Source organism: Massilia sp. UBA6681 (assembly GCF_002454935.1).
In the GTDB taxonomy this organism is placed as follows: Bacteria; Pseudomonadota; Gammaproteobacteria; order Burkholderiales; family Burkholderiaceae_D; genus Telluria; species Telluria varians.
The window spans coordinates 19420-31796 of record NZ_DKJX01000007.1 but is presented as its reverse complement, the minus strand read 5'-3'; the positions used below and the strand labels follow the sequence as shown (position 1 = coordinate 31796).

Sequence of the window (12377 nt, the reverse complement as noted above, 5' to 3'; positions counted from 1 at the left end):
ATCGTCAGGCTAGTTATATGCAAAGCCCGCTCAGTTAAGTCTGAGCGGGCTTTTTGCTTTTCTGCGCCGCCTAACGGGAGGCAGCGCGCGCTCATACGTTCCCACCAGCTCACATTGCTCGAGGATGTGGCCCAGCATGGCCTGCTCGAGTTGCTTCTTCGTCGGGTGTCCGAGATCCGGCAGCACTACATCCAATGCATACAGCTTGTGGAAGTAGCGGTGCCTGCCCACCGGCGGACAGGGGCCCCCGTAAGCCGTTCTTTTCCAATCGTTCAGGCCGCTCCGTGTCCCCCTCGGCAGTTCGGCTTCGGGAACGCCGCCGCTCAGCCCGTTCGCTTCGGGCGGAATGTTATAGAGAACCCAGTGTACCCATGTCATCTTGGGTGCCGCCGGGTCGGGCGCATCCGGATCGTCGATCACCAGCGCAAAGCTTTTGGCAGCAGCCGGTGCGCCCGACCAGGACAGTGAGGGCGAACGGTCGGCGCCGTCACAGGTATGCTCCACAGGAATGCTGCTTCTCGCGCTGAAATCGGACGAGGCAAGGACCAGGCTCATGGTCGTCTCCGTCTTCGATGACGGCGCACCGTGCGGCGCCGCTTCGCCGGGGGAAACGTGTCATCGATGCCGACGGCGTTCTCCCCGCGTCGTTTGACAGCCCCGGACCCTGCGCGTTACACGCCATTGCACGCGTGGCGAGCAGACATAAAAAAAGCGGGGCTGCGCCCCGCTCATCGGCCTGCCGGAAGCGCGTCTAGACGCCCCAGAGGACGTCGGTATGCTGGTCGCGGGCGGAGCGCAGCATTTCCAGCAGCGGAAATGCGCGCGTCGAGAAGGTCACGACTTCGATCGGTTCGTGCTCGTTATCTTCGTTTTCGCCATGGTGGGCCTGCACGTCGCGCTCGACTTGTTCGGAAATCTGGTGCTTGCGGCTTTCCTCGATTTCGCCCTCGAGCAGCGCGACGGCGCGAGGCGCTTCTTCCGCGGTGATGACGCCGCGTTCCGTATCCTTGTGCAGCAGGTCCAGGATACGTTTGGCGTGTTCCTGGTACATCAGAACCTCAGGATAGGATTTACATTTGAATGTAATCAACATAGCTGTGCCCATTGATTTGTTAGTGACTAAACGATAACACGTCTTGGAAATGCTTTCATCCCGCGCACGCACTCAGGGGCGTGGCCGGCGAAAGAGCCGGGACATGCCCAGTGTTGCCAGTGCACCCAGCGCCGCGAAGGCTGCGCCGACCACGGTTCGATCGGTCGGGCCGGCGGCGATCGACGCCAGGCACCAGGCCAGCGCGCCCCAGCACAGGCTGTTGAACATCCCGAGGATCGAGCTCAGGAGATCGCCCTTCCCACGCGCCACGTAATCGCTGCGCAAACCCGGACGGCCGCACCAGTGCACGATCACCGCCGACGCGCACACGGCGCCGGTCACGGCCCCCGCAGCTCCCAGTCCAGCGAGCGGCGCACGCACGATCAGCCAGGCCAGCGGCGCCAGCACCAGGACCAGGCAGGGCAGCACCGCCGCTGCCAGCTTGGCATTGCGCACGGTCCCTGGCGGCGCGGGCGAGAGGCGCAACAGGTCGGGCGCGTCTTCCGCCGACAAGATAATCCAGGCCAGGGACGCGGTCAGTGAACTGCACAGCAGCGTCAGCCCGGCCGCCATGGCAGGCAGCTGCACCTCGCTGCGTTTGAAGATGATGAAGAACAGCGGCAGCAGATAGATCAGCTGCAGCGCGACATGCGAGATGAGCTGCGGGTCGCGCAGGATCAGGCGCCATTCCTTGAGCAGCATCGTCGTGAACAGGCTGCGGCCGAAGCCAAAGCGCAGGCCGCCGGCCGGCCGGCGCGCCGCGCGGCTGGACGACGCGGCCTGCTGCAGGCCGTGGACGAAGAACCGGTGGGTCCGTGCCGCGGTGAACACGAAGACTGCCGCCGCCAGGGCCACGAGGCCCAGCAGGGGCAGTGGCTCGCCCAGCAGCGCACGGCCCGGCAGCCAGACCGGACTTCCGGCCCCCAGTGCGCCGTTCTCGGCGAAGGCACGCGCGAACGCGGCCGCGGCGCGCGTCTCCATCGAGCGCGAAAACTGCGCGAACACCTGGGACAGGATGAAGATCAGCGCGCCGGCCAGGGCGCCGATCACCTGCGCGACGATGCGCGTGCGCCGCGCGCCGATGAGCCGCACCAGCCCGAGCGTCATCAGCATGGCTGCGCAGGCGACGATCGTCACGGTTCCCAGAAGGACCGGATAGACGGCGAGCCAGCCCACGTGGCCGAGCAGTGCGCCCGCATGGGCGAAGGGCGCCAGGAAGAACAGGTAGAGGGCGGCAGTACCTGCAGCCACCGTGCCGAGGCGGACGGTGAAGATGCTGCGCGAGGGCAGGGGCGAGGACAGCAGCAGGTCGAGGTCGCCCCGCTCGAACAGCACCAGCACGCTCGACTTCAGGGCGCTGGAGAGCATGAAGGTCATGCTGCCGTACAGCAGGGCGCTCACCGCGACCAGCACCCGCGGATCGCGCAGATCGATGCCGGCGGTGCGCCACACGATAAACAAGGCAATCGCGTGCAGGGCCAGCCAGGCCAGCCCGACGACGGCGAGTCCGGCCAGCCCGGGACGCCGTTGCGACTTCTCCGATTTGCTCGAGCCCGCGCTGAACCACATGAGCCGCAGCTCGTGCCGGAACAGCCAGGGGATGCTGCCCGCTTGTGCACTCATAAGCATGCGCTCATGGCTGCGCGGTGAGCTGCAGGAACACGTCCTCGAGGCTGCCGCCGCTGGTGCGCTCGCGCAGCTCGGCCAGCGTGCCCTCGGCGATCAGGCGCCCCTCGCGGATGATCCCGATGCGTTGTGCCAGTCGTTCCGCTACCTCGAGGATGTGGGTGGTGAGGATGACGGTGCCGCCCTTGGCCACATGGGACAGCAGCAGGTCCTTGACCTGGCGCGCGGCGGCCGCGTCCAGTCCCGTCAGCGGTTCGTCGAGGATCAGCAGTTCCGGTTCGTGGATCAGCGCGCCGGCCAGCGCCAGCTTCTGCTTCATCCCGCGCGAAAACCCTTCGGTCAGTTCGTGCGCGTGCGGGCTCAGGTCGAGCCAGTCGAGCAGCGCGCGTGCGCGCGGCTCGGCGGCGCGCGCCTCCACGCCCCACAGGCCGGCGACGAACTCGAGGTATTCGGTGGGCTTGAGCTTCCCGTACAACATGGGGTCGTCCGGCAGGTAGGCCATCCTGCGCTTGGCATCGAGTGGCGCCTGCGCCAGGTCGATGCCGAGCACTTCGATGCGGCCGGCATCCGGCGCCACCAGTCCGGTCACCATGCGCAGCGTCGTGGTCTTGCCGGCGCCGTTCGGGCCGAGCAGGGCGTACAGCTCGCCGCGGCGCACCTCCAGCTCCAGGCCATCGACCGCCGGACGGCCGAAGGACTTGGACAGGCCGCTGGTCCGCAGGGCCGGGCTAGTGTCCGCCATCATTGCGGCTTGAACGAGGACAGGAACTGCTCGGTGTGCTCGGGCGGCATCGCGCCCGGCGTGCCCACCACGATCACCTGGTACACGCGCGTGCCTTTCGCAACGAAGCGCCCGACCAGGCGCACCGGGCCGCTGTTGCCCTTGCCGACCGCGTCGACGTCCAGCGTCGCGCCGGCGGGCGTCGCGGCGTTCTTTTCCGCGGCATCGCTGGCCCCGATATTGCGCAGCAGGGCCTGGCGCATCGCGGGCAGGGTGGCCTGGGCCAGGGCCGCATCCGGCGCGACCGCGGTGCCGACGGCGAAGGTCGTGCCTTCCACCTCGGCGGCCGTCATCGTCATGTCGACCTTGATGCCACCCAGGTCGATGACGCGCGTGTGCGTCGCCGGCTTGGCCGGGAACAGCACCTTGAAGGCGCCTTCGGCGCTGGTGTAGTCGCGCCAGTTATAGGTGGGCGAGCAGCCCGCCAGCAGGACCGCGGACAGCGAAGCGAGGACAAGTTGTTTGATGTGCATGCCACGATGGTAACAGGAGGCGCGCCCCGCGGATACTCCCTGCCGTCACGCCTTGAAGGCGCGCCGGTACTGGATCGCTTCCGCGATATGCTCGGCCGCGACGTGCTGCGCGCCGCCCAGGTCGGCCACCGTGCGCGCCACCTTGAGCACGCGGTGGTAGGCGCGCGCCGACCAGTGCAGCTGCTGCATCGCGGCGCGCAGCAGGCGTTCGCCGGCCGCGTCCGGGCGGCAGTAGCGGTCGATCTCGCGCGGCGCCAGGCCCTGGTTCGGCTTGCCCTGGCGCGTCAGCTGCAGCGCATGCGCCTGCGCCACGCGTGCGGAGATCGCGGCGCTGCTCTCGCCGTCGGCCTGGGCGCCGATGCTCTCCGCCGGCATGGCCGCCACCGCCAGCTGGATGTCGATGCGGTCGAGCAGGGGGCCGGAGACGCGGTCCTGGTAGCGCTGCGCGCTTTCTGGCGTGCAGCGGCATTTTCCGGACACGTGTCCGAGCCAGCCGCAGGGGCAGGGGTTCATCGCCGCCACCAGCTGGAAGCGCGCCGGGAAGTCGGCCTGGTGCGCCGCGCGCGAGATCGTGATCTGGCCCGATTCGAGCGGCTCGCGCAGCACTTCCAGCACGCGCCGGTCGAACTCCGGCAATTCGTCGAGGAAGAGCACGCCGTGGTGGGCCAGCGAGACCTCGCCCGGACGCGGCGGGCTGCCGCCGCCCACCAGTGCGACGCTCGAGGCGCTGTGATGCGGACTGCGAAACGGCCGCCGGCCCCAGCGCTGCGGCGAGAAGCTGCCGGCGATCGACTGTACCGCGGCCGACTCCAGCGCCTGTTCCTCGCTCATCGGCGGCAGCAGGCCGGCGAAGCGCGAGGCCAGCATGCTTTTCCCCGCGCCCGGCGGTCCGATCAGCAGCACCGAATGCGTACCCGCGGCCGCCACCTCCAGCGCGCGCTTGGCGCTCTGCTGGCCCTTCACTTCCGCGAAATCGGGATAGTCGATGGCGCTTGCGGGCGCCTGGCCGCGGTGGCGCGCCAGCGGGGCAGCGCCCGCACCGCGCACGAAGTGGGCGCACACCTCGAGCAGGGTGCGCGCCGGGTAGATCGCGGCGTCGCCCACCAGTGCGGCCTCGTCGGCATTGGCCAGCGGCAGGACGAAGGCGCGCGCTTGGTCTTCGCTCTCGCGCCGCATGGCGAAGCTCATCGCCAGCGCGCCGCGGATGGGCCGCAGTTCGCCGGACAGCGACAGCTCGCCGGCAAACTCGTAGCGCGCCAGCGCCTCGGCCGGGATCTGCTGCGAAGCCGCCAGGATGCCGAGCGCGATCGCCAGGTCGAAGCGGCCGGATTCCTTCGGCAGGTCGGCCGGCGCCAGGTTGACGGTGATGCGGCGCGGGGGAATGGTAAAGCCCGAGTTCTGCAGCGCCGCGCGCACGCGGTCCTTGGCTTCGCGTACCTCGGCATCGGGCAGGCCGACGATGGTGAAGGCGGGGAGGCCGTTGGCCAGGTGGACTTCGACGTTGACCGCGGGCGCGTCCATGCCGGCGAGGGCGCGGCTTCGTAACACGGCGAGGCTCATGGGCTTCCTGACAAGTGGGGACTCGCAGGATGGTGTCACCGCTTCGAACAAACTTCGTTGAGCGCACCCAAGCGTGCGCTCATTTCACCGCGCAGGCCTCAGACGTCGCGCAGGGTCACGACCGGCATGGTCAGCGCGCGCTTGTCCTTGAAGAACGCGATGTCGAACAGGGCGGCCGCGCCGACCACCTCTTTGCCGATCTGGCGCAGCAGGGAAGCTGCCGCTTCGATGGTGCCGCCGGTGGCCAGCACGTCGTCGACGATCAGCACGCGCTGGCCCTTGATCCGTTCCGGCTGGATCTCGATGGTCGCGCTGCCGTATTCGCGCTTGTAATCGATGCTGATCGACTTGCCGGGCAATTTACCTGCCTTGCGCGCCATGGCGAAGCCGACCTTGTGCTCCAGCGCGAGCGCGCCGGCGATCATGAATCCGCGCGCGTCCATGGCCAGGATGAAATCGAAGTGCAAGTCATCGGTCTGCGCGTGCAGCGTGTCGATCGCGATGCGCCAATGTTCCGGGTTATCGAAAATGCAGCCGACGTCGATGAAATTGACGCCCGGTTCCGGGTAATCCTGGAAAAATTCCAGCGGAACGCTGTCGAAATCGTTCATAAGAGTATGTGTTCGTGTGGGAAAGCGAAGGGAGGAGTGTACGACGATTGGCGCCGGTCTGTACGGAGGCAGTGCGAGCAGCCTCCGTCGAAGCGCTACCATGGACGATCTAGCAACCGAGGCAAGTGCACCATGGACATTGCACTGTCAATGTGGATCTACGCGGGCAGCGAGCATTGAACGCGTCCGGCGAAATCCTTAGAAGACCACCAGCGGATTCTTCGTGACCGCCACCGCCACGATATAGGCGAAGCAGGCCAGTGCGCCCACAAAAGCCGCTGTGCGCAGGCCCTGGGTCCGGCCACGCTTGAGCGCAATGGTGCCGAGCACGATGTAGGCCACCAGGCCCACCACCTTGGCCGTCAGCCATGGCATCTGGCCCGGATACTGATGGCTCACCACCGCCAGGCCGATGGCGCTGGCGAGCAGCAGGGTGTCGACGATGTGCGGCACGATCCTGGCCCAGCGCTGCTCCAGCTTCGGCGAGGCGCGCAGCATCCAGATGCCGCGGACCAGGAACAGCAGGCCGCTCAGGGCCACGAAGGTGACGTGCAGGTGCTTGAGTGCGATGTAAGGCATGGCAGGTTCAGGAATTGATGAGCTGCCCAGTATGCCTCAGGTCGCGGCGCGCGGGGCGGCCGCGAGCGCACGTTCGCGATAATCGAACCAGTCGAAGTCGGCATGCAGGCCGGTTCCGGCCATGTCCTGGCAGGCCATGCCCACGAAGGCCCCGGTGAAATTGGGCTGCCCGGGCGCCGATGCCTCGTCCGACAGGATGCTGGCATCGAAGCCCTGCGGCAGCCATTGCCATTCACCTCCGGGCAGGCGATAGCCGAACAGCAGCCGCTCCTCGTCGACCTCCACGCGCAGCTCCACCGGCACGCCCGCCGGCACGGGAATCGGTGCGCTGAAGGCATCGGACTGCATGTGGTTCGGCAGGCTGCTCATCACGCGCAGGTGCTTGCCCAGGTCCTCGTCGTGGCTCAGGTACAGGTAATGGAACTTGGCCGCACCGTAATAGCACACCAGGCCCGCCGCCTGCTGGTAGTGCTGCGGCTCGAACTCGACGACCGTGGCGGCGCTGTAGCAATGCGCCGTCTGCCTGCGCGCCACCAGGGCCTGGCGGAACTGGCTGCCGATCGATTCGCGGCCGAACAGGCGCAGGTGGCCCGGGCGTGCGTCCAGGCTGAAAATCTCATCTGGCCACGGGGTGCGCAGCCACTGGAAGGCGAGCGGCAGCTGCGGGCCGTCGAAGTCTTGGCGCACCGGTTCTGGCGGGAAGCAATGCTGCGCCAGTTGCGGCGCATCCGCCTGCAACTCGGGCGTGCCGCGGCCGTCGCGGGTGCGCAGCCAGCCGTCCTCGCCCCAGAGCATCGGCTGGATCGCCGTCTCGCGTCCCAGCGTGCAGGTGCCGCGGTTGCGCAGCGGACGGCCGCACAGGTAGACCATCCAGGTGTCGCCGTCCGGCGTATCCACCAGGTCCGCATGGCCCGCGCGCTGCAGCGGCGCGTCCGGCCGGTTGCGCGCGCTGAGGATGGTCACGTCCGGATGCAGCTCGTAGGGCCCGCGCAAGGCGCGCGAGCGCGCCATCGTCACGCCATGGTTCCAGCCGGTGCCGCCTTCCGCGGTCAAGAGGTAGTAGTAGCCCGCGCGCTTGTACAGGTGCGGCGACTCGGTCAGGCCGTGCGCCGTGCCCTTGAAGATGTTCTCGCGCTGTCCGACCAGCTTGCGCTCCTCCACCGAATACTCCTGCAGCACGATGCCGGCGAAGCGCTTGCCGCCGGGGCGGTGGTCCCACAGCTGGTTGAGCAGGTATTTGCGCCCGTCGTCGTCGTGGAACAGGGAAGGATCGAAGCCGCTGCTGTTCAGGTACACCGGGTCCGACCAGGGGCCGTCGATACTGGGGCTGGTGACCAGGTAGTTGTGGAAGTCGCGCAGGGATGCGCTGCCGGTCGCGCCGCCGGTGGAGGTGCGGCCGTAGCGCTTGACGTCGGTGTAGATCAGCCAGAACAGGCCGTCGGCATAGGTGAGGCAGGGCGCCCACACGCCGCAGGAGTCGGGCGCGCCGAGCATGTTCAGCTGGCTGGCGCGGTTCAATGGGCGGCTTGCTAGCCGCCAGTTGGCCAGGTCGCGCGAATGGTGGATCTGCACGCCCGGATACCACTCGAAGGTGGAGGTGGCGATGTAGTAATCCTCGCCCACGCGCACGATGGACGGATCGGGGTTGAAGCCGGGCAGAATCGGATTCTGGATCATGTTGTTTCCTTGAAGGGAAGGTCGGCGTGGCGTGGCTCGCGCACCAGGGTCCAGAGCAGCACGGCAGCGACCAGGTCCAGCACCGCCAGGCTGACGAAGAAGGGCGTGTAGCCCACGCTGCTCATCAAGCCGCCAATCAGGAGCGAGAAGATCAGGAGGCCCAGGTTGCCGAAGGTGCCGCACATGCCGGCCACGGTGGCCACTTCGTTGCGGCGGAACAGGTCGGAAGACATGGTGATCACGGTGACCGACAGGGTCTGGTGCGCGAAGCCGGCAAGGCTGAGCAGGGCGATCGCCGCATAGGCGTCGTCCACGAAACCGACGAAAGCCACGCCCATCATCATGATCGCGCCCAGCGTGAAGGCGCCGCGCCGCGCGTTGATCAGGCGCACCCCGCGCTTCTGCAGCCACAGCACCACGGTGGGGCCGAACAGGCAGCCCAGGTCCGCGGCGAGGAAGGGCAGCCAGGCGAACATGGCGATCTGCTTCAGGTCGAAGCCGCGCACCGTCGTCAGGTACAGGGGAACCCAGAAGGCCAGCGTGCCCCAGGCCGGGTCGGCGAGGAAGCGCGGCAGCGCGATGCCCCAGAAGTTGCGCTGCTTGACGATGCTGGAGACGGAAGGGCGCTTGCCGTCGCCCTCCAGGTGCTGCTCCTGGCCGGCGGCGATGTGCTGCGCCTCGCCTTTTGACAAGCGCCGGTGGCGCGCCGGCGCATCGTAGAGCAGCAGCCAGATCGCCACCCACACCAGGCCGAGCGCGCCGGTGATGACGAAGGCGGACTGCCAGTTGTAATGCAGGATGGCCCACACCACCAGCGGCGGCGCCAGCATCGAGCCGAACGAGGCGCCGATGTTGTAGACGCCGCCCGCCATGCCGCGCTCTTTGGCCGGGAACCATTCGGATACCGCCTTCATCCCGGCCGGGTTGGCCGAGCCTTCCGCCAGGCCCAGCAAGCCGCGCAGCACGGCCAGCGTCTGCCAGTTGGCGGCGAAGCCGTGCAGCATGCAGATGATCGACCAGGCCACCGCGAACATCGCATAGCCGAACTTCAGGCCGATCACGTCCAGCACATAGCCGCACAGCGGCTGCAGCATGATCGCACCCTGGAAGGCCGCCGTGATGTACGAATACTCGGCGGTGCTGATGTCCAGTTCCTTCAGCAGGGTAGGCGCGGAGACGGCCAGCGAGCTGCGGGTCAGGTAGTTGATGACCGCCCCCAGCATGACCAGGCCGATCATCCACCAGCGCAGTCCTTTGATCTTCCGAGTGAACATGTTTGCGCAACCATTGTGTTGGGTTGTCAACCATATCACATTATTTCGGAGAAATGTTAGCGCAAACTTTCTGGCATGCCGGGAGTCGGGCAGATTGCATCCTCAGCCGCATTCCCCGACGTAGTGGCACTCGTCGCAGCGGGTGCAGCCATCGACCTTGCGCAGCGCCCGCGCGCCGCATTCCGGGCACCTGGCGCCGCTGACCGCGGGCAGGGCGCCCGAGCTGGTCGGCGGCTGCGGTTCGGCCTCGAGCGCCAGGCCCTCGCCGCGGCTGGCGAAGCGGCGCGCCAGCTCCGGCACCGGCACCTGGTTGCCCCAGGCGTCCAGGAAGCCGCGCCGGATCAGCACGCGCTGCAGCATGAAGGCGATCGCCGCCACTTCCGAATCGTGGTAGACCGGCACCTGGGTGCCGTCCTCGCGGGTGAGGTAGCCGCAGCGCACCGGGCCTTTTTCCCAGACCACGTCGCGCATGTCGGCCAGCGCCCGCGCGATCGGTCCGCCGGCGCGCGCCACCATCGACAGCAGGCGCATCGAGGCCGTGATCCACTGCTGGCCGCCGGTGCGCTGGTTCGAGGGCATGAAGAATTCGAAGGGCCGCTCCACCGTCACCTTGCGGCCTTCATGCACGCCGTCGGCGCGGATGAAGCTGACGGTGAGATAGGCGGTCTTGCGGCCTTCCTGGGTCGAGTATTCGATCTTGGACGTGACCGACTCCAGTTCGCCCAGCGGGCGGCGCTCGAAGCGCTTCTGCAGCGGGTCCTCGTCCGGCTGGGAGGCCTGTGGCGCTTGCGGCGCCGTCGACAGCACGCTGCCCAGCACCGTGTTCGGACGGTAGGTCGCCAGGCCCTTCAGGCCCGCATGCCAGGCCTGGCTGTACAGGTCGCGGAAATCGTCGAAGGGATAGTCTTCCGGCACGTTGACGGTCTTCGAGATCGCGGTGTCCACGAAAGGCTGGACCGCCTGCACCATGCGCAGGTGGTCGATCGCGCGCATCTCGAGCGCCGTCACGAACTGCGGCGGCAGCGACGCCATGTCGTGCCCCATCTGGCGGTACAGGCGCCAGGCATGGTCCTCGACGTCGTAGCTGCGCATGGCGCCGTCGGGCATGCGCTTCTTGCGCTGGTAGGTCCAGGAATAGGGCGGTTCGATGCCGTTCGAGGCATTGTCGGCGAAGGCCAGCGAAATGGTGCCGGTCGGCGCGATCGACAGCAGGTGCGAGTTGCGGATGCCGTAGCTGCGGATCGCCTCGCGCAGCCAGTCGGGCAAGCGTTCGACGAACTGGCCGTCCAGGTACTGCTCCGCGTCGAACAGGGGAAAAGCGCCTTTCTCGCGCGCCAGCGCGACCGAGGTCGCGTAGGCGGCGTCCCGCAGCGTCTCGGCGATGCGCGCCGCCATGGCCCGTCCTTCATCGGAGTCGTAGCGCAGCCCCAGCATGACGAGGGCGCTGCCCAGTCCCAGGAAGCCGAGGCCGATGCGGCGCTTGTCCCTTGACTCGGCGGCCTGCTGCGGCAGCGGCCATTCGGTCGCGTCCAGCACCAGGTCGAGCATGCGCACGCCGACCGAGGCCACTTCGCACATGCGCTCGAAATCGAATTGCGGATCGGCGCCGAACGGGTCCAGCACGAAAGCCGTGAGGTTGACCGAACCGAGGTCGCAGCAGCCGTAGCTCGGCAGGGGCTGCTCGCCGCAGGGATTGGTGGCGCGCAGCTCTTCTGCGTACCAGAGGTTGTTTTCAAGATTCATGCGGTCGACGAACAGCACGCCCGGCTCGGCGTGGTCGTAGGTCGAGGCGATGATCCGGTCCCACAGTTCGCGCGCGCGGATCTGGCGATAGACCCAGAGCCCGTCCTCGCGGCGGTACGCATTGGCCGCATCCTCGTCGCCCGGCTCGGCGCGGTGCACCAGCTCGAACAGCTCGTCGTTTTCCACCGCGCGCATGAAGGCGTCGGTGACGCCGACCGAGATGTTGAAGTTGGTGAGCCCGCCTTCGTCCTTGGCGGCGATGAAGCGTTCGATGTCGGGATGGTCGATGCGCAGCACGCCCATCTGGGCGCCGCGCCGGGCGCCGGCCGATTCCACCGTGCGGCAGGAGGCGTCGAACACTTCCATGTACGAGACCGGTCCCGAGGCGCGCGAGCGGGTGCCGTGGACCTTGCTGCCCATCGGGCGGATCGCGCTGAAGTCGTAGCCGACGCCGCCGCCGCGGCGCATGGTCTCGGCAGATTCAAGCAGGGCGGTATAGATGCCCGGCAAACCGTCTTCGCTGCCGGAGATGGAGTCGCCCACCGGCTGGACGAAGCAGTTGATGAGGGTGGCCTGCAGTCCCAGGCCGGCGGCCGAGTTGATGCGCCCGGCCGGAACGAAACCCTGTTCCTGGGCCCAGAGGAAGCGCTCCTCGAAATCGGCGCGCCATTCCTCCGGTTCGAGCGCCGCCAGGGCGCGCGCCACGCGCCGGCGCACGTCGAGGATGCTGCTTTCCTCACCCTTGGCGTATTTCTCGCGCAGGACGTCGAGCGAGACCTCCTGCGGCGCCATCGCAGCGCCTGCCGGCTGGTCGACCGCGTTCATGGCACGGGAGTCAAGGCTTGTCGAGGATCACGTGCGGCGCGGACGGATCGGTGGCGCCGGGGAGCGCATCGCCGGCAGCCGGCGTGGCCGGCGTGGAGGAGGCCGCCGTGCTGACGGTGCCGCCCTGCGCGGCCA

11 protein-coding genes are annotated in these 12377 nt (G+C 67.9%); all 11 read right to left on the bottom strand.

What is annotated here, in order from left to right; translation table 11 throughout:
- Nucleotides 1-30: 30 nt before the first annotated feature.
- Nucleotides 31-555: a YbhB/YbcL family Raf kinase inhibitor-like protein gene (locus B2R83_RS01375; RefSeq protein ID WP_292037887.1), complete on the bottom strand. Its 525-nt coding sequence runs from the start codon at nt 553-555 to the stop codon at nt 31-33.
- 196 nt (nt 556-751) lie between these two features.
- Complete coding sequence (locus tag B2R83_RS01370) at nt 752-1093, bottom strand: DUF1840 domain-containing protein (RefSeq protein ID WP_209589702.1); 342 nt, start codon at nt 1091-1093, stop codon at nt 752-754.
- A gap of 72 nt (nt 1094-1165) precedes the next feature.
- The gene (locus tag B2R83_RS01365) at nt 1166-2716 is read right to left on the bottom strand and encodes a hypothetical protein (protein WP_292037886.1); all 1551 of its coding nucleotides are present in this window, start codon (nt 2714-2716) and stop codon (nt 1166-1168) included.
- A 10-nt stretch (nt 2717-2726) separates the two neighbouring features.
- Nucleotides 2727-3464 carry an ABC transporter ATP-binding protein gene (locus tag B2R83_RS01360; protein WP_292037884.1) on the bottom strand — a complete coding sequence of 246 codons (738 nt, stop codon included), beginning with the start codon at nt 3462-3464 and terminating at the stop codon, nt 2727-2729.
- Nucleotides 3461-3973, bottom strand: coding sequence for a hypothetical protein (locus B2R83_RS01355; protein ID WP_292037883.1), 513 nt, complete (start codon nt 3971-3973; stop codon nt 3461-3463). The genes B2R83_RS01360 and B2R83_RS01355 overlap by 4 nt, the downstream gene beginning before the upstream one ends.
- A gap of 45 nt (nt 3974-4018) precedes the next feature.
- Complete coding sequence (locus B2R83_RS01350; protein WP_292037882.1) at nt 4019-5533, bottom strand: YifB family Mg chelatase-like AAA ATPase; 1515 nt, start codon at nt 5531-5533, stop codon at nt 4019-4021.
- 98 nt (nt 5534-5631) lie between these two features.
- Nucleotides 5632-6144 (bottom strand): adenine phosphoribosyltransferase, encoded by a 513-nt coding sequence (locus tag B2R83_RS01345; RefSeq protein ID WP_292037881.1) that lies wholly within the window; start codon nt 6142-6144, stop codon nt 5632-5634.
- A 198-nt stretch (nt 6145-6342) separates the two neighbouring features.
- Nucleotides 6343-6723, bottom strand: a complete 381-nt coding sequence (locus B2R83_RS01340) for a SirB2 family protein (RefSeq protein ID WP_292037880.1) — start codon at nt 6721-6723, stop codon at nt 6343-6345.
- A 36-nt stretch (nt 6724-6759) separates the two neighbouring features.
- Entirely contained in the window at nt 6760-8400 is a 1641-nt protein-coding gene (locus B2R83_RS01335) for a glycoside hydrolase family 43 protein (RefSeq protein WP_292037879.1), read from the bottom strand.
- On the bottom strand, nt 8397-9674 hold the full coding sequence (locus B2R83_RS01330; RefSeq protein ID WP_292037878.1) for an MFS transporter: 1278 nt from the start codon (nt 9672-9674) through the stop codon (nt 8397-8399). The genes B2R83_RS01335 and B2R83_RS01330 overlap by 4 nt, the downstream gene beginning before the upstream one ends.
- Before the next feature lie 102 nt (nt 9675-9776).
- Nucleotides 9777-12242 carry an adenosylcobalamin-dependent ribonucleoside-diphosphate reductase gene (locus B2R83_RS01325; RefSeq protein ID WP_292037876.1) on the bottom strand — a complete coding sequence of 822 codons (2466 nt, stop codon included), beginning with the start codon at nt 12240-12242 and terminating at the stop codon, nt 9777-9779.
- Between the last annotated feature and the right edge of the window lie 135 nt (nt 12243-12377).